Here is a 24,635-nt window from a genome sequence, read left to right as displayed (position 1 = left end):
GAAGGGCTCAAACTGCAGGATCAGAGACGCTTAGTTAGCCTGGCTGACCATGGTTTTCACCATCGTCCACTTGCCATCCTTAACTTCGTAGATGGTGACAGCGATTTCTTTCAGATCGCCGTTCTGGTCGTAGGCAATGTTGCTACTGGTTGCGCCGTTGCGCTTCAAGGCAGCCAGCTTGGGCAGGTAGTCTTCTGCTTTGGAAGAGCCGGCTTCTTTCATGGCAGTGATCATGTTCCAGGCGCCATCGTAGGCGTACGGAGCGTAAACACCGGGCTCAGCCTTGAAGCGGGCCTGGTAGTCCTTGGCGAACTTTTCGCCAGCCGCCATGGTGGACAGCGGCACACCAGCCAGGGACGCGTAAGTGCCGTTGGCAGCATTACCAGCCAGACGCAGGAAGGTGTCGCTGCGTGTCATTTCACCCGAAACCAACGGTGCCTTGATGTCCAGCGTCTGCATCTGACGCTTCATGGGGCCGGATTGCGCATCCAGACCACCAAAGAAGATGGCATCGGGTGCCTTGGACTTGATGTTGGTCAGAATGGAGGTGAAGTCGTTGGCTTTGTCCGTGGTGTATTCACGGGCCACGATCTGGCCACCTGCTTTTTCTACCGCACGGGCAACCTGGTCAGTCAGACCTTGGCCATAAGCGGTACGGTCGTCGATCAAGGCTACCTTCTTGGCAGCCAGATCCTTGACGATGAACTGACCCACAGCGGCACCTTGCTGGGTGTCGCTGGTCATCATGCGGAAGGTGTTGTCGTAACCTTGCTGGGTGTACTCAGGCGAGGTTGCCATGGCGATCTGGGGGATGCCCGCGTCGTTGTACACACGCGAAGCAGGAATCGTGGTGCCCGAGTTGAAGTGGCCCAATACGCCATCAACACCGTCGTCCACAATTTGCTGAGCCACCTGAACCGCCGTACGCGGGTCAGCCTGGTCATCCTTGGCCACCAGTTCAAAACGGGCGGTTGCGCCATCAATTTCAATTTTCTGGGCGTTGGCCTCTTCCAGAGCCAGCACCAGGCCATTGCGCATGTCTTCACCGTAGTGAGCCTGCGGGCCGGTCAAGGGGGCGGAAAAGCCCAGCTTGATTACCTTGTCAGCGGCAAAAGCAGGACTGGCTGCCAATGCACCAAAAACCGCGGTCGAAACCAAGGCCAATTTAAAGCTCGTGATGGACTGCATATTGTTCTCCTTCGTTTTTTAATATAGCCGCGCTACATGCCGGCCCGTGCCGTGAGAATGAACGCAGGGCCGCCGCTCCAGGTGAAATGTGCGACCAAACGTGTGCATAGAAATGGGTGCCATCTGATGTCAACCGACCATCATCAAACTGGCATTGCCCCCAGCTGCCGCTGTATTGGTACTGACCGAGACTTCGCGCAACAAACGCTCGACGAGGTAAGTCGCGCCCCCCTCCAATTCCTGCGTCAACAGCCCTTGAACCCCAACAATGGGGCCACGGCGTTCAGCCACTTGTCCCAACACTTGCCGGAGTTCGTCGCTGTCGCCTTCAAACAAAACAGCATCATAATCTGCCTCACCCAAATCGGACATGGCAATTTGCTCGGCAGGCGCGTCCTGCCAGCCCCCCAGACCCAAACGGTCCAGCAAGATGGCCTGATTGCCGCTGCGTGCGCAGGCCTCGCGCTGAGCTTGCCAGCCGTGCACGCTGACAGGCATGCACAGAACGCGACCTCGTGGGTGCAACTGATAAATATTGGACTCGCCCGTCGGACCAGGCAAGACCGCGCCCTGCTCCTGCCAAGCTTGCAAAGGCAGGTTCTGCGGGCAACGGCTAAGCAGTCGGCGCAAGTACAAGGGGCCGCCTGCTTTGGGGCCTGTACCCGACAAGCCCTCACCACCGAAAGGCTGTACGCCCACCACCGCGCCCACCATATTGCGGTTCACATAGACGTTACCAGCGTGAATGCGCGAAACGACACGCTCCACGGTTTCATCCAGACGGGTGTGAACGCCAAAGGTCAGTCCGTAACCACGTTCGTTGATCTGATTGATCAGGCTGTCCAGCTCGCTACGCTTGAAACGCATCACGTGCAGAACGGGACCGAAAATTTCGCGTTCCAGATCCTTGACCTGCTCGATCTCGATAATGGTCGGCAAGACAAAGGTACCTGTCAGGCTGCGGCTTTGCTCACTTTGCGTGATACGGAAACCAGCCTCGCGCATGGCGCTGATGTGCTCTTCGATACCGGAGCGGGCTTCTTCATCAATCACCGGACCTACATCCGTGCTGAGCAGGTCGGGATTGCCCACGCTCAGCTCCTGCATGGCACCGTTGAGCATGTTCAGCACACGCTCGGCCACATCTTCCTGAATGCACAGCAGCCGCAAGGCGGAACAACGCTGGCCTGCCGAGTCGAAAGCAGAATTCAGCACATCAAACACCACCTGCTCAGGCAAGGCCGAGCTGTCGACCACCATGGCATTCAAGCCACCAGTTTCTGCAATCAGCGGGACGGCCTGACCGTCTGCCGTCAGGCGTTTAGCCAATTGACGATTCAAGCCCATGGCAACGGCGGTCGAGCCGGTAAACATCACAGCATTAACCTTCTCACTGGCCGCCAAAGGCGCGCCCACGGATGGGCCATCACCAGGCAGGAGCTGCAAGGCGCCGGGAGCAATCCCTGCCTTGTGCAGCAGCTCGACAGCGGCCGCCGCAATCAGGCAGGTTTGTTCAGCAGGCTTGGCCAGGACGACGTTGCCTGCAGCCAGAGCCGCCGAGACCTGGCCCAGGAAAATAGCCAAGGGGAAGTTCCAGGGGCTGATGCACAGCACCACACCCACAGGACGGTACTCATCATTATCAAAGTCGCGCAGAACTTGCCCGGCGTAATAGCGCAGGAAGTCCACCGCTTCACGCACTTCGGCAATCGCATTCGCATAGGACTTGCCGGCTTCACGCACCAGCAGGCCCATCAAGTCCTGCATATTGTCTTCCAGCAATTGGGCGGCTTGCTGCAGGGCGGCGGCACGCTCTTCTACCGGCGTGGCCTGCCAAATTGGCGCATAGTGGCTGGCGGCTTCCAGAGCCTGCTCCACATCCTGCGCGGTGGCGTACATGACCTGCCCCACCACATCCTGATGATTGGCCGGATTACGCACAATCGCTGCCTTGGACTCATCCCAGACCGGACTGCCCTGACCCAGGATAGGCTGAGCCTGACGTGGCAAGGCAGCGGTTTGCATCAAGGTGGCGGCCAAAGAGCCCAGGCGATGCTCATTGCTTAAATCCAGACCAGCCGAGTTCAAGCGCTGCTCGGCATCCCAGTACAACTGGCGCGGCAGAGGAATCTTGTCGTGTGGACGCCCCAAAGGTTGCAGGCTCAAGGCCTGGGCCACGGGGTCGGCAATCAGTTGCTCCATGTTCACATCGGCATCGCCAATCTGATTCACGAAGGAGGTATTGGCACCGTTTTCCAGCAGGCGACGCACCAGATAAGCCAGCAAGGTTTCGTGAGAGCCGACGGGTGCGTAGATACGGCAAGGACGGTTCAGCTTGCCATCCTTGATCGGGCCGACGACTTCGTCGTACAGATCCTCGCCCATGCCGTGCAGGCACTGGAACTCATATTGGCCGGTGTAGTAGTTCTGACCGGCCATCACGTAAATGGCGGCCAGGGTTTGTGCATTGTGTGTCGCAAACTGCGGGTAGACGGCTTCCGGAGCCTGCAGGAGCTTACGAGCGCAAGCCAGATAAGACACGTCCGTGTGCACCTTGCGGGTGTAGACGGGGTAGTCTTCCAGACCATCAACCTGGGCACGTTTGATTTCCGAATCCCAGTACGCGCCTTTCACCAGGCGCAGCATCAAGCGGTGACCGCTGCGACGGGCCAGATCAATCAGATAATCAATGACAAAAGGCGCGCGCTTTTGATAGGCCTGCACCACAAAACCAATGCCGTTCCAACCTGCCAAAGACGGGTCGAAACACAGCTTGTCCAGCAAGTCCAAGGACACTTCCAGACGGTCCGCTTCTTCTGCGTCAATGTTCAGCCCCACATCGTAGTGGTGAGCCAGTTGCGCCAGGGACAACAAGCGCGGGAACAGTTCACGCATGACGCGATCACGCTGGGAGCGGCTGTAGCGCGGGTGCAATGCAGACAGCTTGATGGAAATGCCAGGACCTTCGTAAATCCCGCGGCCCTGACTGGCACGACCAATCGCATGGATCGCTTGCTCGTATGCCTGGTAGTAACGCTGCGCATCTTCCGCTGTCGTCGCGGCCTCGCCCAGCATGTCGTAGGAATAACGGAAGCCCTGCTCTTCAAATTTGCGGCTATTGGCCAGCGCCGAGGCAATGGTTTGCCCGGTCACGAACTGCTCGCCCATCATGCGCATGGCGACATCCACGCCTTTGCGGATCAGGGGCTCACCGCCCTTGCCGATCATGCGGGTCAAGGCGGAGGACAAATTCTTTTCGCTATTCACGCTGACCAAACGACCTGTCAGCATCAACCCCCAGGTAGCAGCATTCACGAACAGCGAGGGGGACTCGCCCATGTGCGCCCGCCAGTCACCGTGGCTGATCTTGTCGCGAATCAAGGCATCACGTGTGGCGCGGTCAGGGATACGCAGCAAGGCTTCAGCCAGGCACATCAAGGCCACGCCTTCCTGGCTGGACAGGGAAAATTCCTGGATCAGCCCTTCTACACCACCGCCACGACGCTTGGCGCGCAGGGCTTTGACCAAACGAGCGGCCAGCTCCTGGGCACGCGCACTTTGAGAGGAACGCGCTGCACTCAGCAGCAAAGGCAAGCAATCGGTTTCTGGACGGCGGTAGGCGGCGGTAATGGCAGCGCGCAACACGCTTTGCGGTTGCACATCTTGAGCAAAGCCATAAAACGGGATGGATGGCATCAGCACACCTTCCTCGGTGGCTTCGGAATCGCCGCCGCTCAGCAGAGCTAATTCGCTAGGCAGCACACCTCGTTCTATGCCTTCGATATAGGACAACAAAGCCTGCTTGTGCAGCCAGTGCGGGGTGCATTGCAACTGATCAGCCGCACGTCGCAGACGCTCGCGCAGTTCTATATCGACTTTAATCCCTAAGGTTGTGCTCGCCATGCTTCTTATCCCGGTTACGCTTTGTTGACTGCGATAAGCCGAAATAATACTGACGGTTAACCCAAATTCGTATTCAGGCTAACCCGCACAGGAAAAAGTTAACCACCAGGGTTAACTGACGCAGAGCATGGCCTTGCCAAGGTCAACCGGGACGGATTTACCTTGCATTTGCGCAGCCAGTGCATCCGCCCAGCGCTGCTGCAATTGGCGATGCGCCTGCACCAGCTCGGGTACCGAGGAGGCAGGTTCGGAATCCAACCAGCGGCATTGCTGAGTCTTGCCCTCAAAACCAAGCGGCGTCAGGGTCCAGCTCAACTCCAGCGTAGCGCGCTCGCCATAGACAGACTCGAAGCGCTGTACCAGCACATCAATCTGCCAGAGCGGTGTTTTCGCAGCAGCGCTGGCCAGTTGCGGAACGCCCAGCCTATCCTGTAAACCGGACGCCAAGGCCAGAGACATTTCATCGGGCAACGGCGATGCCCACTGGCTATCGTTGAGCAGGTTAACCTGCCCGCCCGCCATCTGCGTCAGCACAAAGGATCGACGGTCCAATTGAGCAGGCACATCCATGCGTCGCAGCTGAAAGCCCTTCCACACTTGCGTGGAAGGAGCCGCAGCCGCCGGAGCGGCATTGGAGGCTTGCAAGGTGTAGTACGTGGGTGTGGTCGAGGCGCAAGCCGTCAGCAAACCGGCGAACGCCACGGGAATCAGAAAACGAGACATCATGGCGCAGGCTCCGGCAGCACGTCAGGGGAACGGCCTCGCAAGACCGCCGAGGGCTGGCTTTGCAAGGTATCGCTTAAATCACGCAGGGATCGCAAGGAGCGCTTCAGCTCGCTCAAGGTTTGATCCACAGAAGTATTGAAGGAAGAGTCCGAGTCCAGCATGGCGCCCAGCTTCTGAACCGCCGCGTCCATGGATTTGAGCGCACCATTTAGTTGCGGCACTGTCGTCTTGTCCAGCTGCTTGAGCACCTGACCCAGCTCCGTCAGCCCGCTTTGCAGGTTCTTGCCAATCTGATCGAAGGGGATAGCGGCAATCTTGGTCACGATATCGCTGACCTGCTCCTGCAAACGGTCGAAGTCGCCCGCAATGACGGGCACCACCAATGGCTTGGCGTTTTCATCAAAGTCCGCTTCAGGCGCTTTGTCGAAGAATTCCAGGGCAATGTACTGCTGACCGGTAATCAGGCTGGCAGGACGCAACTGACCACGCAGACCACGTTCCACCATTGGCTTGAACAAGGCCGTCATCGGATCTTTTTCATCCGGATGGATTTCCACAACACGCTCATACAAACGACCAAAGCGTTGCGGATAGATACGCGCTTTGACCAGGGCAAAGAAGCGTTTGCGCTCAAAGTCGAACTCCAGATCCACGTCGTAGACCTGACCCAGCTCCAGGCCACGGAACTCAACCTTGGAGCCCGGAACCAGACCTCGCACGGACTGATGGAAGTGGAAGCGCAGCTCGACGGCCGGGCCATCCGGCTCGGCCATGGCGCGATCCTGGGTGGAGAACAATTCGTACTGCGTATCAGCAGCGGCGACATCGGTAGGCTCGCCTTCCATCTGATCAAAGGCCAAGCCACCTGCCAGGGCAGAAACCAGAGAATGCGTACGCACATTGAAGCCAGTGGAATCCAGGGACATATTCACACCGCTGACGTTCCAGAAGCGCGAGCCCTGTGTCACGAATTTATCGTTGGGCGCATCTACAAACACCTGCACACGTACCCCATCGCCCTCTTCGTTCAACTCATAACTGCTGACCTGCCCCACCTGTATGCCCTTGTAGTACAAGGGCGAGCCCAGATCCAGCGAGCCCAATTCGGGCGCAGTCAGCACGTAACGTTTACCGGCACGGCCACTGGTCACTTCGGGCGGGCTTTCCAAGCCTACAAATTCCAGTTGTTCGCCCTTTTTGTCTGTTTCAAAAGGCGCGTCTACGCCGATATACACACCCGATAGCAAGGTCCCCAGGCCCGAGACACCACTCAAACCCAAGCGTGGACGCACAACCCAAAAGCGCGTGTCTTTTTGTGTGATGAACTCCGAACCATCCCGCTCCAACTGAGCCGTCACGATCACCCCTTTGCGATCGGGGGCCACCTGAATATCGGAGATTGTGCCCACATCCACCTCGCGATACCGCAGCTTGGTCTGGTCTACCGCCAAGCCTTCGGCTGAGTCGAAGCTGATCGTGATGCGAGGCCCGGTCAACATCCAGTTTCGCAATACCAAGGACGCTCCCACCAGGGCAGCCGCAATAGGCAAAATCCAGATCCAGGAGAATCGGGATCGCTGGGAGGGGATCAGTTTGGGCTGTGCGGGCTCGGTCTGACCATCAGGCGGGTTAGTTGTTGGATCGTGCACCTTGTTTCCTTCAGGAAGTCGCCTGTGATGCAGGCGGAGACGGCTTTTGTTGCGGTTCTATACGTTGTTCTTCGTGGGTATCCTGGTCCCATCCTTGCCGAGGGTCGTAGCTGAGCGCAGCCAGCATGGTCAAGACCACCACCATGCCAAAGCTCAAGGCCCCTGCCCCAGGAATAATCTGCGACAGGCCGGGGAAGTTGGCCAAGGCCGCCATCAGGACCACCACAAATACGTCCAGCATGGACCATTGACCAATCAGCTCGACCATATCGTAAATGCGATTGCGTTGACGCTGTACCGCATTGCCCCGCCAGCGACGTCCCAACAACAGGATCATCAACGCCAGGAGCTTGGTAATGGGAACGACAATACTGGCGATAAACACGATCAGCGCCAGGTCCCAGGAACCCAGTTGCCAGAGCTCAATGACACCCCCCAGAATCGTATGGGCGCTACTACCCAGAATGCTGCGCAGTTCCATGACAGGCAGGATATTGGCAGGAATATAGAACACGCAGGCCGTCAGCACCAGAGCGGCCACCCGTGTGCGGCTATTGGGCTTGCGTTTATGCACAGTTGCACCACAACGGTCACAGTCCGGTTTCTGGCTGGACTGCACAAAGCCACAGTGGGTACAGGCACTCCAGGTTGGATGCTCTTTCAAGACCTGCCGGGTCGAAACCGGCACCAGATCGCGATCCTCTGCCCAGCGCCACAAGCGCCCCGCCGTAATACGGCTCAAGCCGGTCAGCAGGAAGGTCAGAGCAAAAAAGGCGTACAGACCTGGCGCAATCGTCAAATGACCGATCCCGGCAAATTTCACCATGGCCACAATCAAGCCCAGGAACAGCACAGCCGTCATGGACCAATGCTCCAGATGACTCAAGGCCCGCAGCCCAATACCGAAATCGCCCGGCAAGGGCTTTTCCCTGGCAATCAGGCCCAAGGCCCAGAATTGGAAAATCAGTTGAAACAGCGGCAGCCAGAAACCCACCAGCCCCGCCATGACGGACAAGCCCCAATACCCTTGCTGCCAGATCAGCAACAGGGCTTTGGGAAACGTGGGCGACACTGTTTTACCCGCCATGCTCAAATAGACGACGGGAAACAGATTGGCAATCAGAAAAAGGATGAAAACCGCCAAGACTAGCGCTTGCCATTCACGTGGTGAAAAGCGGCTGTGGCGGTAAAGTTCGGTATCGCAACGCACACAACGAGCGAGCCCCGCTCCTTGAACGGGGACTCGCTCGTGTACGGTGTCACAGTGCGTACAGACGATTAAGGGGCGCGATGCCCTCACGGCTTAGTCGACTAGTTCCGGCTCGGGACGCGAAGAAGCCTTGCTGCCGGGCTCATCAGGTCCTGATGAAGGATATTCCAGTACCACCTCGCCATTCTCGTCCAGATCAACCTCGACCTGGCCACCATCGACCAGACGACCAAACAGCAGCTCGTCGGCCAGAGCACGGCGAATGGTGTCCTGAATAAGCCTGTGCATTGGGCGGGCACCCATGGCGGGATCGAAGCCCTTGGCCGCCAGATGCTCGCGCAAGGCGTCCGAGAAGGACACTTCGACGCGCTTCTCGTGCAACTGGTTTTCCAGCTGCATCAGGAACTTGTCCACCACGCGCAGGATGATGTCGCGCGACAAAGGCTTGAAGCCAATAATCGCGTCCAGACGGTTGCGGAACTCTGGCGAGAAGTGACGCTTGATGTCCTGCATTTCATCACCCGAGCGCTGGGGCTGGGTAAAGCCAATGCTGGTCTTGTTCAGCGCTTCGGCACCGGCGTTGGTGGTCATGATCAGGATGACGTTGCGGAAATCGGCCTTGCGGCCATTGTTATCCGTCAACGTGCCGTGATCCATCACCTGCAGCAGAATGTTATAGACGTCCGGGTGCGCTTTCTCGATCTCGTCCAACAGCAGCACGCAGTGGGGCTGTTTGGTCACGGCTTCGGTCAGCAAACCACCCTGGTCAAAGCCCACATAGCCTGGAGGCGCACCAATCAGGCGCGACACGGTGTGACGCTCCATGTACTCGGACATATCAAAGCGCAGCAGCTCTACACCCAGCACAAAGGCCAGCTGACGCGCCACTTCGGTTTTACCCACGCCAGTCGGGCCGGAGAACAGGAAGGAGCCGATAGGCTTGTCGGGCAGACCCAGACCGGAGCGCGCCATCTTGATGGCCGCTGCCAGGGCGTCAATTGCCACATCCTGACCAAACACCACCGATTTCAGATCGCGTGCCAAGGTTGCCAACTTATTGCGATCGTCGCTGGAGACTGTCTGGGGCGGAATACGCGCAATACGCGACACCGTGGCCTGGATGTCGGCCTTGCCAATAACCTTTTTCTGCTTGGAGCGTGGCAGCAAGCGCTGCGCTGCACCGGCCTCGTCGATGACGTCGATGGCCTTGTCGGGCAGGAAGCGGTCGTTGATGTAACGGGCCGACAACTCCGCCGCCGCCGTCAGGGCAGCTGCCGAGTAACGCACGCCGTGGTGCTCTTCAAAATTGGACTTCAAACCACGCAGAATCTGGATGGTCTGCTCCACCGTAGGTTCGGCCACATCAATTTTCTGGAAACGACGCGACAAGGCGTGGTCTTTTTCGAAAATTCCGCGGTATTCCGAGTAGGTGGTCGCACCCAGACACTTGAGCTGACCGGAGGACAGCGCAGGCTTGAGCAGGTTGGACGCATCCAGCGTACCGCCCGAAGCCGAGCCGGCTCCGATCAGTGTGTGGATTTCGTCGATAAACAAAATGGACTGTGCCGTTTCCTTGAGCTGCTTGAGCACCGCCTTCAGACGTTGCTCGAAGTCGCCCCGATATTTGGTACCGGCCAGCAAGGCACCCATATCCAGCGCGTAAACACGCGCTTCGCTAAGAATGTCCGGCACGTCACCACGCTGAATGCGCAGCGCCAAGCCCTCGGCAATCGCGGTTTTACCCACGCCAGCCTCCCCGACCAGCAAGGGGTTGTTCTTGCGGCGACGGCACAGCACCTGGATGACACGCTCCACTTCCTTTTCACGGCCAATCAAGGGGTCAATACGCCCCAGGCTGGCTTCGGTATTCAGGTCGGTAGCGTAGAGATCCAGCGGAGATTTCTGGGCGTCCGAGCGGGTATCCGCTTCCGCCGCTGCGGCAGCCTTGGGAGGCTCAGGAGCAGCGGGTTCCGGATTGGCCTTGGTGATACCGTGCGAGAGGAAATTGACCACATCCAGGCGCGAGACGCCTTGTTGCTGCAGGTAATACACTGCATGCGAGTCTTTTTCCCCGTACATCGCCACCAGCACGTTGGCGCCGGAAACCACATTTTTCCCGGAGTTGCTGGACGATACGTGCATGATGGCACGTTGTATCACACGCTGAAAACCTAAGGTGGGCTGGGTATCGACCTCGCCTTCGCCAGGGAATGTGGGCGTATTCTCGTTAATGAATTTACGCAGATTCTGGCGCAGTGCATCAATATCGGCAGCACATGCTTTCAACACCTCCAGGGTGGAGGCGTTATCGAGCAGGGACAACAGCAGATGCTCTACCGTGATGAATTCATGGCGCGCGGCACGAGCCTCGACAAAGGCCATGTGTAGACTGACTTCAAGTTCTTCGGAGATCATGCTTCCTCCTACACGGCAAGAGTAAAACTAGGGGTTAAAGCTATTCTATGACTAATTTGCCTGATCTGAACAATACGGTAAACCATTAAATGGTCAAGCATCAGGCACCGGCTCCATCACACACTGCAAAGGGTGCTGTCGCGACTGCGCCAGTTGTCGCACAATTTCCACCTTGGTGGCGGCAATGTCGCGTGGATACACACCACAGACCGCCCGACCCTCGTAATGTACTTTAAGCATAAGCTGTTCGGCCTGCTCCGGGGTCTTGGCAAATACCCGCTCCAGTATATTCACCACGAACTCCATGGGTGTGTAGTCATCGTTGAGCAAGATGACCTGATACATGGGTGGTGGGGCAAGCCGCGCGGATTGGCGCTCTACCGTTGTGGCGCCTTGCTTATCGATCTCAATGGCCATAATACAGAACTAGGTGCTTTCCATAGGTTGACTGGGGGGAACAAAATTCAGCATCATCCGACTGATCGTGTCAACTTCACAATAAAAAGTGAGGTGCCGCGATCACAGGCCCAGGGAGGGGCCGAAAAAAGTATCAACCATACACTAAGTTGAGAGGCAGCAAGCATGTCGGAAACTACCACCACCGCAGGCACTGGAGACAATCAAAAACTATCCGGGACCGTTAAGTGGTTCAATGATGCCAAAGGCTTTGGGTTTATTACACCCGATAACGGCGGCGAAGATCTCTTCGCTCATTTTTCATCCATTCAGATGAACGGGTTCAAGACTTTGAAAGAAGGCCAGAAAGTTCTGTATGAAGTCGCCCAAGGCCCCAAAGGCAAGCAGGCACTTAATATTACTTCGCCTTAAGATCTCTTGCGCTCTCGATTCTAACAAAAGCAGGTTCGCAACACACATGCAGTATCGCACTACGACTACGGGGCCTGCGCGCCCTGTTTTTTTTGCCTGTCTTCTGGCAGCGCTTTGTATTAGCGCCCCGGTCCAGGCGGATGAGACTCTTCCCACCCTGACACTATCCCTGGGTTCCAAACAAATCCAGGCGGAAGTGGCCGATCGCGACGAGACTCGTGCACAAGGTTTGATGCATCGAGAAAGCCTGGCCCCCGATCACGGCATGTTATTCGTATTCGAGCAAAGCGGAATGCCTTGCTTCTGGATGAAGAATACGCCTCTGCCGCTGGATATCGCCTTCATTACTGAAGAAGGCACGATCACCAATATCGAGGCCATGCAACCCTTTGATCTTCAATCCCACTGCCCGGTGCGACCTGTGCGCTATGCCTTGGAGATGGAACAAGGCTGGTTCAAGCAAGCAGACAAAAAGGCCGGTGAGACAATCACCGGCCTGCCTGCCCTGCAACCTTAGTTAGACGCGCTCAAGAATCAAAGCCACGCCCTGGCCGACACCAATACACATGGTGCACAGGGCGTAGCGTCCGCCTGTGCGATGCAATTGGTTGATAGCCGCAATCGCCAGACGCGCACCACTGGCACCCAGAGGGTGACCCAGCGCAATCGCGCCCCCGTTCGGGTTCACGCGAGGATCGTTATCAACCAGACCCAGCATGCGAGTCACCGCCAGACCTTGAGCGGCAAAGGCCTCGTTCAGCTCGATCACATCCATTTGATCCAGAGTCAGACCCGCCAAAGCCAGCACCTTCTGGCTGGCAGGTGCAGGGCCAATACCCATGATGCGTGGCTCCACACCGGCAAACGCCATGGCCACCACGCGAGCGCGTGGAGTCAGGCCTTGGGCTTCCACGGTTGCCTTGTTAGCGACCAGCAGCGCGCAAGCACCGTCATTCACACCCGAGGCATTACCGGCGGTCACGGTGCCATCGGCACGCACGACAGGCTTCAAGCGAGTCAGGGACTCCAGAGTCGTGGCACGTGGGTGCTCGTCCTTATCCACCACAATGGGATCGCCCTTGCGCTGGGGAATGATCACAGGGGTAATTTCTTCAGCCAGAATGCCGGCTTCCTGGGCAGCGGCCGCACGCAGCTGGCTATTCAGGGCAAACACGTCCTGGTCTTCACGGGACACATTGAACTGCTGAGCCACGTTTTCAGCCGTTTCGGGCATGGAATCCACACCGTACTGCTCTTTCATGGCTTTGTTGATGAAGCGCCAGCCAATCGTGGTGTCATAAATACCTGCGCTGCGGGAGAACGCCGTTTCAGCCTTACCCATGACGAAGGGAGCGCGGCTCATGCTTTCCACACCACCGGCCAGGATGAAAGAGGCATCGCCAGCGCGAATGGCACGAGCAGCCGAACCAATCGCGTCCAGGCCCGAACCGCACAGACGGTTCAAGGTCACGCCAGGCACGTACACGGGCAAACCGGCCAGCAGAGCGGACATCCGCGCCACGTTGCGGTTGTCTTCACCCGCCTGGTTGGCGCAGCCGTACATCACATCATCCAGCTTGCTCCAATCGACTTGGGGGTTGCGCTTCATCAGCGCGGCAATAGGCACCGCACCCAGGTCATCCGCCCTCACAGCGGACAGCGAACCGCCATAACGTCCGAAAGGCGTACGAATTGCGTCACAAATAAAGGCGTCCTGACTCATGAAATTCACCCTGATATCTTGAATAAAATCACGCGAGAGCACTATGAAGAGCGCTCGAAATCTACTGTTTTGATAGTAGCGCTTGAGTACAGCCGGGTTTTTTCTGGTGATTCAGCATGTCCGCAGTGCGGTCATTTTAGCGCGTCCAGTCCCGAACGATCTGGCGGTCTACGCGCCAAAGCGCCTGGTACAGTGACAAGCCGAATCCACACCAGGAAAAAGCTTATTCAATTCTCATACCCGCAACGCCAGGTAATCACGGCATTAAGAAAACAAGGCGCCCTCGCACAGGAAAGCAGACGGAAGCCCTCTTTCCTGCACTCAAACCAATATGAGGGCACTCGTTTTTACAATCGCCAGCCGAACGACCCACTCAAAGCAGCGCTAGAACGGTTCGGTGCAATTAAGCGCTTGACCACTTGAAGCAACTTTCGCTTGTGCCAATTCTAGTCGGGCGGCCAGGATGTCAGCCTGGAAGGCCTCCTCACTCTGCACACGAGCCACCGCGGCGGCGCCTATCACACGCCCCGCCTCCACATCACTTTGCCAATGTACATTGCAAATGACACGGCTTTGACCGAAAGACAGGCCACGAGCCAGCAACTCATTACTTCGTTCGGGGCTGATCTGCGCCAACACTAGTGCCCATGCCCAGCCAGCAGCCGCATGGCCCGAGGGATAGGAACCATCATTGCGCAAAAACTCCTCATCCGCTGGTGTGCATGTATCTTCATTATGAAGATCGAAAGGACGCACCCGCTGATACTTGTTTTTGGCTCCGTAAGTGGATAGACCCGCATCAGGCAACAAGCGACGCATCATCTGATAAATAACCGGCGTGCTCTCTTGGTCGATTTGAACTCCCAATGCGCACGAATAATTCTGAGCGGGCCGTGGAAATACCAAGTCTGCATCTTGTTTAGCCAGTGCCCAGCGAGCTGACCCTTTTAGCTGCCCGGCAGCCCGACGCGCTTCTTCATCCCGGGCAAAGGCCGCACTATCTGCAGCCGGCGGCGGATCGAGGAGCATCACACTATCAGGCAGTTCAGTTTGGTCCAAGTAACCAGCCACCCGCTTGACGGAAGAGTGACTTTCCTTGACTTCCAAATGTGTAGAAGGCTGAGCGCTCAACTGACCCGCCGACAAAACCAAGACACTGCCCACCAGGCCCAACAAGGCAGGACGAACACGCAAAGCAGCAGACATAGCAGACCTCGACTAAAGGAGCAAAAAGCCCCGGTTTCGGAAAACGCCAACGGCCGCGTGTGGAGCTCTTGACCCGGCTAAGATCGGTAAACACTGAAGCTGCACCCCGGCACGATTGGAAGGCAATCCGCGATCTTGCCATTGCAGCCGCCAAACTGAATAGCGTGCTTGCCATTTGGTGCCACAGATCAAGCACCCTCATGGCCTGCTCATGGCATACTTCCCCCGTTGACATCCTCTACAGGCTCATCACCATGCAAGGCAACCCCGAAGTCCTCGACTATCTGAATCAACTGCTGCGCGGCGAACTCGCAGCGCGCGACCAGTACTTTATCCATTCCCGCTTTTACGAGCATCTGGGTTTCACGCAGCTTTACGAGCGCATGAACCACGAAATGGAAGAAGAAACACAGCACGCTGACGCCCTGATACGCCGCATCCTGATGCTCGACGGTATTCCCGACATGCGCCCCAATGCGTTTGAACCCGGAAAGGACGTGGTCGGCATGTTGCGCAAGGATCTGGAACTGGAATATGAAGTTCGCGCGGCTCTGCAAAAAGGCATAGCACTGGCAGAATCCGCCAGCGATTTCGTGACACGCGACATCATTCTGGCCCAGTTGCGCGACACGGAAGAAGACCACACCTACTGGCTGGAGAAGCAATTGAGCCTGATCGAAAAAGTGGGCCTGGAAAACTACCAGCAATCCCAGATGTAAGGTCTTCAAAAACAAGGCATGGCCGCACACGCCCTATGACTTGTTTTCATTGACGCCATAAAAAAACCGCCAGCATGCGCATGGCGGTTTTTTTATTGCCGGGTAACCCTCCAATGAGCGCTACCCTCAACCAGGATGATTAACCCAGGTTCTTGGCGGCAAAGTCCCAGTTCACCAGGTTCCAGAAAATTTCCAGGTACTTGGGACGGGCATTGCGGTAGTCGATGTAGTAGGCGTGTTCCCACACATCACAGGTGATCAGGGCGACGTCGTCGGAAGTCAGCGTCGTGCCAGCGTTGCTGGTGTTGACGATGTCCAGGGAACCGTCGGCCTTTTTGACCAACCAGGTCCAGCCCGAACCGAAGTTGCCAACGGCAGACTTGGTGAAGGCTTCTTTGAAAGCGTCAAAGCTGCCCCATTTGGCGTTGATGGCATCAGCCACTTTGCCGGTAGGAGCGCCGCCGCCGTTAGGGGACAGGCTGTTCCAGTAGAAAGTGTGGTTCCAAACCTGAGCAGCGTTGTTGAACACGCCACCGGAGGATTTCTTGACCACATCTTCCAGGGAAGCGTTTTCAAATTCGGTGCCAGCAACCAGATTGTTCAGGTTGGTGACGTAAGCCTGGTGATGCTTACCGTAGTGAAACTCCAAAGTTTCCTTGGAGATATGTGGCTCAAGGGCGTTGAGTTCGTATGGAAGAGCTGGAAGAGTGAATGCCATTTCAATTCCTTCTAAAAAAAAACCGTGTTTGGTATCCAACAAGGACGACGCAGCCTAGAGCAGATCGTGCGTGCGCACCACATCCACCGACACATGACCGCGACTCAACTCGACATCGAGTCGTTCACCAATCTTTAAGTCTAACGCATTTTTTACAACTTTCCCCTCGCTATCCCTGACTATGGCATATCCACGATTGATGATAAGGCGCGGGGACAAGGCTTGCAGCGTTTGCTGGGCCGCGGCCAGGCGCTGGCGACGCAAAACCAGCGCATGATCCAGACCTTTTTCCAGCCGTTGGAAAAGCATATTCAGATTTTGCTGTCTTGACGTCAGCTGAGGAATGCTGCGCTCCAAACGCGCCCTCAAGGTAGTCAGGCGCAACGCAGCAGTATCGGGGACGCTGCGAGCCACACGTTGCAGTCTTTGGGTGAGATGATCCAGACGTTGCTGCTGCTGGGCCAGGCGTTGATGCGGAGAGACCAATTTGGCTACCGCCCGATCCAGACGCAGAGAGGCCCGGTCCAGATGACGCTGCACACCGTGGCTCAACGCGCCCATGCGCGCAAACACCTGTTCCAGTAACTGATCGCGCCCCAGACAGGCCAGTTCGGCGGCGGCGGTTGGCGTGGGTGCGCGCAAGTCAGCTACAAAATCAGCAATGGTGAAGTCTGTCTCGTGCCCCACCCCACTAATAATAGGGATAGGACTGGACGCGATCAGACGCGCCAGACCTTCGTCGTTAAAAGCCCAGAGATCTTCCAGACTTCCGCCCCCACGCACCAGCAAGAGTGTATCGACCTCGGCCCGCTCAATCGCGGTTTCCAGAGCTTGCCGCAATCGCGGCGGTGCTTCTGCACCTTGAACCGGAGCAGGATAAATAATGATGCGCACGTGCGGAGCACGACGCTCCATCGCTGTCAGGACATCCCGCAAGGCCGCGGCTGCCAGGGAAGTGATAATACCTATGCTGCGCGGCAAGGTGGCGATGGGGCGTTTGCGCTCAGGATCGAACAAACCTTCGCTTTGCAACTGCCCTTTCAGCCGCAAAAAGGCTTCGTGCAAATCCCCCAGCCCGGCGCGGCGCATGCCTTCCACCTGAACCTGGAAGTCCCCGCGTGCCTCGTACAAGGTAACCGAGCAACGAAACTCGAAGCGCTCGCCCGCACGCGGCACGAATCCCACGGCCTGGGCACGCCCCCGAAACATCACGGCACGAACAGCCGCCTTGTCATCCTTGATGGAAAAGTACCAATGCCCGGAAGCGGCCTGGGTAAAGTTGGACACTTCACCGCTAACCCAAACGACGGGCATGTGCTCGTCCAGCAACTGGCTGACACGGCGATTCAACTGTGCCACGGTCCATACCGCAGGTGCTCTAGATTCTTGATAATGCATCATATTCTTTGTTTTTGACTCGCCCCGAACGAGTTTTCCACCGCTCCGTATCCACAACTGTCATGCTTTTGTCAAATAGACGCCAAGACAATGGCTTCCGTTGAACACCTGATGCAGCACTTTACTGAAACCGGATAAGCCATTGAAATTAAAGACTATTTATAAAAACGCCAAGATGGTCGAAAATTAGCCAGAGAACCTCTAAACCACCGCCCGAGCCACTATGGGATGTTTTATACACAGAATTATCCACAGTTTTTGTGGATAGTTTTAGCACTACACCTATTACTTCAAATACATCAGAGGTTTGGCCGTGCTTTGTGGGAAAAGACCGTAAAGTGTACCGCGCTCGCGCCGGAACATTCCCGCAATGCGGACAGGGGCTCTACAATAAGCGCTGATTTATTTCGTGACCGGATAATAGACTCGTGCTTACTTTGATCCATGCCGCTGGCTGGCCTGTCTGGTTCCTGCTGGCCTGCTCCATTCTTGCCCTGGGTTTGATCCTGGAGCGTCTTTTAGCCCTGCGCAGCAAACGAATTCTACCGGCCGGACTGGCACGCCAGATCAGCGAGCTGACGGCCCAGAACCGGATTCAGGACGAGTCCCTGCCCCGCCTGTACGATAACTCTCCTCTGGGTCGAGTATTAGCCACCGTACTGAAAAACCGCCACCAAACTTCCGCCGTGCGTGAGTCCGCGGTCGAGGCAGAAGGCAAAGACATCAGCTACCAATTGAACAAGTACATTCCGGCACTGGGCACCATTGCCGTGATCGCCCCTTTGCTGGGCCTGTTTGGTACGGTTATTGGCATGATCGACATCTTTGCTGCCTACGACCCCGCCGGTGGCGACCCCAGCCTGATTGCCCGTGGCATTTCCGTGGCCCTGTACAACACCGCCCTGGGGATTCTAATTGCTGTCCCGGCCATGATCTTTCACCGCTACTTTCGCAGCCGTGCCGACTATCTGCTTCACTGCCTGGAAACGGAAGCGGGTGCGCTGGATCGTCTGTTGGCTCAGAGGGCCGTCTGATGCGCTTTCGCCGAGCCCAAGACCAGGACACGCTGGAACTGAATCTGGTGCCCTTGATAGATGTTTTGCTGGTGGTGCTGATTTTTCTGGCTGCCAGCAGCACCTTCGTGCGCTATCGCCAGTTGGATGTTTCCTTGCCCCAGGCTCAGGCCCAGGCCGCCCAGACCACTGAACTGTTACTGGCTATCAGCCAGGACGGGCGCTACGCCTTGAACGGCATGTGGCTGGATGCCAGCAGTAGCTCTCCCCTTAGCCAAGCCTTGTCGAGCGAAAAGACTGACGAAAACAGCAGCCTGCTGATTCTGGCCGATGCCCAAGCCCCCCACTTCGCGGTGGTACAGGCTATGGAGGCCGCCCGTCAGGTTGGCATTCATCGCATTCACTTTGCGACCCAGGCCCCATGAGTGCGCGTGTCCGCCTGACTCATTGGCTTCACCAGCAGTGGCAGAAAAAGGGCTGGTTCAGCCTTGTGATGCGCCCGCTTTCAGCGCTGGCTGCGCTCTTCGTACAGCGCAAGCAGCAACGCTACGAGCAAGATCCCGCCGCATCCTACCGCAGCCCGGTGCCGGTGATCGTGGTGGGCAATATCATCGTGGGTGGCGCAGGCAAAACCCCCGTCGTCCTGGCTCTGACCGAGCAATTGCGCGCCCTGGGATGGACACCCGGCATTGTCAGCCGAGGTTACGGGGTAGAGATCGGCCCCAGCCCGCGCGTAGGCCAGGGCCAATTAGCCGCCGAACAATTTGGCGATGAACCCGCCCTGATTGCCGCCCAAACCCGGGCCCCCATCGCCGTTCACCCTCGCCGTGCGCTGGCGGCCCAGGCTTTACTCAAGAAATTTCCGGCAGTCGACCTGATTATTTCGGATGACGGCCTTCAACATCTGGCCTTGCAACGCGATATGGAAGTCGTGGTACAGGATGCTCGCGGTGTGGGAAATGGCTTGCTGCTGCCAGCGGGACCATTGCGTGAAAGCCCCGAACGCCTGCGTCGCGTGGACTGGCTGATCAGCCAGATTGTGGCCGACCAAACGCCGCCTTCCACCCCTCAACCCGCCGAGCCTGGCCGCGCCCTGAGCATGAGCCTGCGTCCTTATCAGCTGGAACACCTGAGTTCGGGCCGTCGCCTAAGCTGGTCGGACTGGTATCAGGAATACGGCCAGCAAGAACTGCAGGCGCTGGCCGCCATTGGCCAGCCCGCCCGTTTTTTCACGATGCTGCGCGCTTGTGGTCTGCATCTGAGCCAGACTTTCCCCCTGCCCGACCATGCCGCCTTGCAAGCTCAGGACTTTCAGGCCCTGCATGAGGGGCCGATACTCATTACCCGTAAAGACGCCGTAAAATGCCAGCACCTGAACGACCCACGTCTGTGGGTTGTGGATGTCCAGCCCGTGTTTTCACGCCCGGACTGGATTGCTGAACTGGATAGCCTGCTGCGCGAACGGCGCTCAACCTTACCCACATTACCCGGAGTTCAATAATGGAAGCTCGCCTACTCGAAGTGCTGGTCTGCCCCTTGTGCAAAGGCCCGCTGCGCCACGACCGCGAACAGCAAGAATTGGTCTGCAAGGCCGACAAACTGGCCTTCCCCATTGTGGACGGCATCCCTACCATGCTGATCAACGAAGCACGTCAACTGGACGCGCAGGAACCTTCCAGCAACTGATATGACTTTTTCCGTCATCATCCCTGCCCGCCTGGGTTCCACCCGTCTGCCCAACAAACCGCTGGCCGACATTGCAGGCCAACCCATGATCGTGCGTTGCGCTCAACAAGCCGCGCAAAGCGGGGCGCGTCAGGTCTGGGTGGCGACGGACTCACCGCAAGTGCTGGAGGCTGTCCAGGCGCATGGTTTCAATGCCTTGCTGACCGATGCAGAACACCCGACCGGCACTGACCGTCTGGCCCAGGCCGCTCGCCTGCTGGAGCTGTCCGAGGACGAGATCGTGGTCAATGTGCAAGGTGACGAGCCCCTGATTCAGCCCGAACACATCAATGCCGCCGCCGAGCTGCTGGCACGCAGCGAACAGGCCGACATTGCCACGCTGGCCGCGCCCATCAAGAACGCCGAGACACTCTTTAACCCCAATGCCGTCAAAGTGGTTTGCGACCTGCAAGGCCGCGCCCTGTACTTTTCCCGCGCCCCCATGCCCTGGGCCCGCGACGCGCTGGCCGGTGGCGAACAGGTACTGGCCGACGGGCTTCCCGCATTGCACCATATTGGCCTTTATGCCTACCGAAATCGCTTCCTGCAGCAGTACGCCCAGCTACCTCGTGGGCCACTGGAACACTTCGAGTCTCTGGAGCAACTGCGAGCCATGGAAAACGGCTTCCAGATTATGGTTCACCGCCTCCAGGAGATTCCTGCAGCCGGGGTAGACACCGAACAAGACCTGGAAAGAGTACGCGCTCACTTCGCAAATCGGTTATAAAAGATCTTTTTTCTGCTCTATCCGAATAAAAAATGCGCTAAATATGCTGCAACGCATCATACTGAAGCGAGAATCGGATCGACGCATTTCCTGGAGGAATTCATGCGACTCATACTGCTCGGGCCCCCTGGTGCCGGCAAAGGCACTCAAGCTGCTTTCATCACCGAGAAATTTGGTATTCCACAAATTTCCACGGGCGATATGTTGCGTGCCGCTGTCAAAGCCCAAACCCCGCTGGGTGTAGAAGCCAAAAAAATCATGGACGCCGGCGGCCTGGTTTCGGATGACCTGATCATCGGCCTGGTACGCGATCGCCTGCAAGCAGCCGACTGTGAGCCCGGCTACCTGTTCGACGGTTTCCCACGCACGATTCCCCAGGCCGATGCCTTGAAGGATGCCCAGGTCAAACTGGACTTCGTGATCGAAATCGACGTACCGGAAGAAAGCATCATCGAACGCATGAGCGGCCGCCGTATCCACGCTGCCAGCGGTCGTAGCTACCACGTCACCTTCAATCCACCCAAAACCCCCGGTGTGGACGATGTGACGGGCGAACCCTTGCTCCAGCGCGACGATGACCGCGAGGAAACCGTACGCCACCGCTTGTCTGTCTATCGCGAGCAGACCCGCCCTCTGGTCGATTACTACTCGCAATGGTCAGCCACCGGCGACCCGCAAGCTCCGGCCTATCGCAAGATTTCCGGCGTGGGCAGCGTCGATGAGATCCGCCAGCGCATTGTGGACGCCCTGGCAAGCTAAGTAAGTCAAGATTCAGCCGGCCCCAAAAGGGCCGGTTGTTTATTATCCAAGGGAGACAAGCTCATGCAAATCAATAACAAGACTTTTATTGTCACCGGCGGCGCATCGGGTCTGGGCGCAGGCACCGTACGTATGCTGGTTGAAAACGGCGCCCGCGTGGTGATCGCCGATATTCAGGACGAGGCCGGTGAGGCTCTGGCCAAAGAGCTGGGCCAACTTTATCAGCGCTGTGATGTTACTTCCGAGCAAGATGCCCAGGCCGTCGTGGATCTGGCTTGCCAGGACAGCGCCCGCCCCCTGTTCGGACTGATCAACTGTGCCGGCGTGGCTCCTGCCTCGCGCACGGTAGGACGCAATGGCCCGCACACGCTGGACCTGTTCCAGAAAACCGTCATGATCAACCTGGTCGGCACCTTCAATATGTGCCGCCTGGCCGCTGCGGCCATGGGCAGCAACACCCCCGAAGCCTCGGGCGAGCGTGGCGTGCTGATCAACACCGCTTCGGTAGCCGCCTATGATGGCCAGATTGGCCAAGCCGCTTACGGTGCCTCCAAAGCCGGTGTGGTCGGTTTGACCCTGCCTCTGGCCCGCGACCTGGCCCAGACCGGCATCCGCGTCATGACGATTGCTCCCGGTATCTTCGGCACCCCCATGATGTTTGCCATGCCTCAGGAAGTTCAGGACTCCCTGGCCGCCAGCATTCCTTTCCCATCGCGCCTGGGTCGCCCTGAAGATTTCTCCCAACTGGTGCAGAGCATCATCAATAATGAAATGCTCAATGGCGAAACCATCCGTCTGGATGGCGCTATTCGTATGGCACCAAAATAACTTTCTGTATCGGCTCCAATGGGTTTGTTTCGCTCGGCGGCCACAATTAGTGGCCTGACGCTGCTGTCTCGTATCACCGGACTGGCACGCGATATTCTGATTGCCCGCGCCTTTGGGGCGGGCCCGCTCACCGACGCTTTCTGGGTGGCATTTCGCATTCCCAATCTGCTGCGACGCCTGTTTGCAGAAGGAGCGTTTTCACAAGCCTTTGTCCCCATCCTGGGGCAGGTGCGCAAGGAGCACGAGCAGGACAAGGTCCAGCAATTGCTGGACCGCGTCGCCCTGCTGCTGACCTTTGCTGTCATGCTGGTCACTGCCATTGGCATTGTTGCGGCCCCCTGGGTCGTCAGTGCCATGGCCAGTGGCCTGACCGCCCCCGAACGACAAACCGAATTTGGTGCCGCCATCACCATGACGCGCATGATGTTCCCCTACATCATCTGCATGTCGCTGGTGGCTTTTGCCTCTGCGGTACTGAACACCTGGAGCCGCTTTGCGGTTCCGGCCTTCACCCCCATCCTGCTGAATCTGTCCATGATTGGCGCCAGCCTGTTTCTGGCCCAGCATATGGAAACCCCCATTTACGCCCTCGCCGTTGGGGTGATGGTGGGCGGTCTGGCCCAATTACTGGTGCAATGGGGCGCATTGGCCCGTCTGGGCCTGTTGCCACGATTTTCGCTACGACTGGGTGAAGCACGCCGCGACCCCATCGTGCAACGCATTCTTAAACAGATGCTGCCCGCCATTCTGGGCGTTTCTGTTGCGCAGATTTCCCTGCTGATCAATACCAATATCGCCACCTGGCTGCAGTCCGGCAGCGTGACCTGGCTGTCCTTTGCCGACCGTCTGATGGAGTTCCCCACTGCCCTGCTAGGTGTGGCACTGGGCACGGTTTTGCTGCCCAAGCTGTCGGCTGCCCATGCCGGCAAGGATGACAAGAATTACAGCGGCTTGCTGGACTGGGGCCTGCGCCTGGTCCTGCTGCTGGGCCTGCCTGCCGCCCTGGGCATGGCCTTGCTGTCCGACGGCCTGGTCGCCGCCCTGTTTCACTACGGTGCGTTTGCTGCCGCTGATGTTGCCCAGACCAAATTGGCAGTCGGTGCCTATTCGGTTGGCCTGGTGGGCCTGCTGGCCATCAAGATTCTGGCCCCCGGCTTTTACGCCCGCCAGGATATCCGCACTCCCGTACGCATCGCCATTGCCGTCCTGATCATTACCCAGCTCTTTAACCTGGTACTGGTGCCTACCTTTGCCCATGCCGGGCTGGCCTTGTCGATTGGCCTGGGTGCCACTGTCAATGCGCTGACCTTGCTGGTCATGCTGCGAAAGCGCGGGATTTACCAGCCCAATCATGACTGGTTACGTTTTTTCCTGAAGATTATTCCCGCCCTGGCTGCTCTGGCCGCCGTCCTCTTGCTGGCTGACCGTTATATCGACTGGATCAGCCTGGGAGCCACGCCCCTGCTGCGTGTGCTGTATCTGGGCGGCGTGTTGCTTGCCAGCGGCATTTCCTATTTCGGCATGTTGTTTATCGTAGGCATTCGCCCCTCTTACTTTACAAAGCGGGCTTAGTATCCTAGAATAATTGTCTTTGCCGATTAAACTTTAAAACTTAGGCTTTATTAAAAATGGCTAATACCGCACAAGCACGCAAGCGCGCCCGCCAAGCAGTGGCTCGCAACAAACACAACGCCAGCATCCGTTCCATGCTGCGTACCGCTATCAAGCGCGTTCGCCAGGCTATCGAAGCCGGTGACAAAACCGCTGCTAACGAAGTATTCCGCAAAGCGACCAGCATCATTGATCGCGTTGCCGACAAGAACATCATTCACAAGAACAAGGCTGCCCGCCACAAGAGCCGCCTGTCTGCTGCAATCAAGGCCCTGGCCTGATTGCTGAA

The 24,635-nt window shown here is 57.5% G+C and carries 23 protein-coding genes; 12 read left to right on the top strand and 11 right to left on the bottom strand.

The window, feature by feature from the left end; all coding sequences use genetic code 11:
* Positions 1 to 30: 30 nt before the first annotated feature.
* The 7 genes from KOE80_RS12575 to clpS all read right to left on the bottom strand — a co-directional run bounded on the left by KOE80_RS12575 (position 31) and on the right by clpS (position 11,508).
* The gene (locus tag KOE80_RS12575; protein ID WP_063693130.1) at positions 31 to 1,188 is read right to left on the bottom strand and encodes a branched-chain amino acid ABC transporter substrate-binding protein; all 1,158 of its coding nucleotides are present in this window, start codon (positions 1,186 to 1,188) and stop codon (positions 31 to 33) included.
* A gap of 129 nt (positions 1,189 to 1,317) precedes the next feature.
* On the bottom strand, positions 1,318 to 5,091 hold the full coding sequence (putA, locus tag KOE80_RS12570) for a trifunctional transcriptional regulator/proline dehydrogenase/L-glutamate gamma-semialdehyde dehydrogenase (protein WP_226349257.1): 3,774 nt from the start codon (positions 5,089 to 5,091) through the stop codon (positions 1,318 to 1,320).
* A 111-nt stretch (positions 5,092 to 5,202) separates the two neighbouring features.
* Entirely contained in the window at positions 5,203 to 5,817 is a 615-nt protein-coding gene (locus KOE80_RS12565) for a membrane integrity-associated transporter subunit PqiC (RefSeq protein WP_226349256.1), read from the bottom strand.
* On the bottom strand, positions 5,814 to 7,466 hold the full coding sequence (locus tag KOE80_RS12560; protein WP_226349255.1) for an intermembrane transport protein PqiB: 1,653 nt from the start codon (positions 7,464 to 7,466) through the stop codon (positions 5,814 to 5,816). The genes KOE80_RS12565 and KOE80_RS12560 overlap by 4 nt, the downstream gene beginning before the upstream one ends.
* A gap of 10 nt (positions 7,467 to 7,476) precedes the next feature.
* On the bottom strand, positions 7,477 to 8,676 hold the full coding sequence (locus tag KOE80_RS20450) for a paraquat-inducible protein A (protein ID WP_226349254.1): 1,200 nt from the start codon (positions 8,674 to 8,676) through the stop codon (positions 7,477 to 7,479).
* A 93-nt stretch (positions 8,677 to 8,769) separates the two neighbouring features.
* A complete protein-coding gene (gene clpA, locus KOE80_RS12550; RefSeq protein ID WP_035268183.1) occupies positions 8,770 to 11,091 on the bottom strand; it encodes an ATP-dependent Clp protease ATP-binding subunit ClpA in 2,322 nt (773 codons plus the stop codon).
* A 93-nt stretch (positions 11,092 to 11,184) separates the two neighbouring features.
* Positions 11,185 to 11,508 (bottom strand): ATP-dependent Clp protease adapter ClpS, encoded by a 324-nt coding sequence (gene clpS / locus KOE80_RS12545; RefSeq protein WP_026482895.1) that lies wholly within the window; start codon positions 11,506 to 11,508, stop codon positions 11,185 to 11,187.
* A gap of 165 nt (positions 11,509 to 11,673) precedes the next feature.
* Here clpS and KOE80_RS12540 point away from each other — a divergent pair, with 165 nt between their 5' ends.
* The gene (locus KOE80_RS12540) at positions 11,674 to 11,919 is read left to right on the top strand and encodes a cold-shock protein (protein ID WP_003801483.1); all 246 of its coding nucleotides are present in this window, start codon (positions 11,674 to 11,676) and stop codon (positions 11,917 to 11,919) included.
* Between the two features lie 46 nt (positions 11,920 to 11,965).
* On the top strand, positions 11,966 to 12,436 hold the full coding sequence (locus KOE80_RS12535; RefSeq protein ID WP_115635105.1) for a DUF192 domain-containing protein: 471 nt from the start codon (positions 11,966 to 11,968) through the stop codon (positions 12,434 to 12,436).
* On the opposite strand, the gene pcaF is transcribed toward KOE80_RS12535, so the two are convergent.
* Positions 12,437 to 13,642 carry a 3-oxoadipyl-CoA thiolase gene (pcaF, locus tag KOE80_RS12530; protein ID WP_226349253.1) on the bottom strand — a complete coding sequence of 402 codons (1,206 nt, stop codon included), beginning with the start codon at positions 13,640 to 13,642 and terminating at the stop codon, positions 12,437 to 12,439. It abuts the gene before it with no gap.
* 384 nt (positions 13,643 to 14,026) lie between these two features.
* Positions 14,027 to 14,848, bottom strand: a complete 822-nt coding sequence (locus KOE80_RS12525; RefSeq protein WP_226349252.1) for an acid phosphatase — start codon at positions 14,846 to 14,848, stop codon at positions 14,027 to 14,029.
* A gap of 254 nt (positions 14,849 to 15,102) precedes the next feature.
* Between KOE80_RS12525 and bfr the strand changes: the two genes are divergently transcribed.
* On the top strand, positions 15,103 to 15,567 hold the full coding sequence (gene bfr, locus KOE80_RS12520) for a bacterioferritin (protein ID WP_226349251.1): 465 nt from the start codon (positions 15,103 to 15,105) through the stop codon (positions 15,565 to 15,567).
* 139 nt (positions 15,568 to 15,706) lie between these two features.
* On the opposite strand, the gene sodB is transcribed toward bfr, so the two are convergent.
* Together sodB and xseA are read right to left on the bottom strand one after the other, a co-directional pair.
* Positions 15,707 to 16,285 (bottom strand): superoxide dismutase [Fe], encoded by a 579-nt coding sequence (gene sodB / locus KOE80_RS12515; RefSeq protein ID WP_009455685.1) that lies wholly within the window; start codon positions 16,283 to 16,285, stop codon positions 15,707 to 15,709.
* A gap of 54 nt (positions 16,286 to 16,339) precedes the next feature.
* Positions 16,340 to 17,686, bottom strand: a complete 1,347-nt coding sequence (xseA, locus tag KOE80_RS12510; protein ID WP_026482899.1) for an exodeoxyribonuclease VII large subunit — start codon at positions 17,684 to 17,686, stop codon at positions 16,340 to 16,342.
* A 425-nt stretch (positions 17,687 to 18,111) separates the two neighbouring features.
* Between xseA and KOE80_RS12505 the strand changes: the two genes are divergently transcribed.
* The 9 genes from KOE80_RS12505 (at position 18,112) to rpsT (ending at position 24,627) form a co-directional block, all read left to right on the top strand.
* Positions 18,112 to 18,717, top strand: a complete 606-nt coding sequence (locus KOE80_RS12505) for a MotA/TolQ/ExbB proton channel family protein (RefSeq protein WP_035268192.1) — start codon at positions 18,112 to 18,114, stop codon at positions 18,715 to 18,717.
* Positions 18,717 to 19,121, top strand: a complete 405-nt coding sequence (locus KOE80_RS12500; RefSeq protein WP_083053770.1) for an ExbD/TolR family protein — start codon at positions 18,717 to 18,719, stop codon at positions 19,119 to 19,121. Before KOE80_RS12505 ends, KOE80_RS12500 begins: the two co-directional genes overlap by 1 nt.
* Positions 19,118 to 20,197 carry a tetraacyldisaccharide 4'-kinase gene (gene lpxK / locus KOE80_RS12495; protein WP_226349250.1) on the top strand — a complete coding sequence of 360 codons (1,080 nt, stop codon included), beginning with the start codon at positions 19,118 to 19,120 and terminating at the stop codon, positions 20,195 to 20,197. Before KOE80_RS12500 ends, lpxK begins: the two co-directional genes overlap by 4 nt.
* Positions 20,197 to 20,382 (top strand): Trm112 family protein, encoded by a 186-nt coding sequence (locus KOE80_RS12490; RefSeq protein WP_009455665.1) that lies wholly within the window; start codon positions 20,197 to 20,199, stop codon positions 20,380 to 20,382. The genes lpxK and KOE80_RS12490 overlap by 1 nt, the downstream gene beginning before the upstream one ends.
* A gap of 1 nt (position 20,383) precedes the next feature.
* On the top strand, positions 20,384 to 21,148 hold the full coding sequence (gene kdsB / locus KOE80_RS12485; protein ID WP_009455662.1) for a 3-deoxy-manno-octulosonate cytidylyltransferase: 765 nt from the start codon (positions 20,384 to 20,386) through the stop codon (positions 21,146 to 21,148).
* A gap of 102 nt (positions 21,149 to 21,250) precedes the next feature.
* Complete coding sequence (adk, locus tag KOE80_RS12480; RefSeq protein WP_035268201.1) at positions 21,251 to 21,907, top strand: adenylate kinase; 657 nt, start codon at positions 21,251 to 21,253, stop codon at positions 21,905 to 21,907.
* 63 nt (positions 21,908 to 21,970) lie between these two features.
* Positions 21,971 to 22,735 carry a 3-hydroxyacyl-CoA dehydrogenase gene (locus KOE80_RS12475; protein ID WP_060186008.1) on the top strand — a complete coding sequence of 255 codons (765 nt, stop codon included), beginning with the start codon at positions 21,971 to 21,973 and terminating at the stop codon, positions 22,733 to 22,735.
* Between the two features lie 18 nt (positions 22,736 to 22,753).
* Positions 22,754 to 24,307, top strand: a complete 1,554-nt coding sequence (gene murJ, locus KOE80_RS12470) for a murein biosynthesis integral membrane protein MurJ (protein ID WP_226349249.1) — start codon at positions 22,754 to 22,756, stop codon at positions 24,305 to 24,307.
* Between the two features lie 56 nt (positions 24,308 to 24,363).
* Complete coding sequence (gene rpsT / locus KOE80_RS12465; RefSeq protein WP_003801510.1) at positions 24,364 to 24,627, top strand: 30S ribosomal protein S20; 264 nt, start codon at positions 24,364 to 24,366, stop codon at positions 24,625 to 24,627.
* Positions 24,628 to 24,635 lie beyond the last annotated feature (8 nt).

The organism is Alcaligenes sp. 13f (assembly GCF_020496585.1).
Taxonomy (GTDB): Bacteria; Pseudomonadota; Gammaproteobacteria; order Burkholderiales; family Burkholderiaceae_B; genus Alcaligenes; species Alcaligenes phenolicus.
The sequence above is the reverse complement of the archived record's forward strand: the minus strand, read 5'-3'. Positions and strand labels throughout refer to the sequence as shown.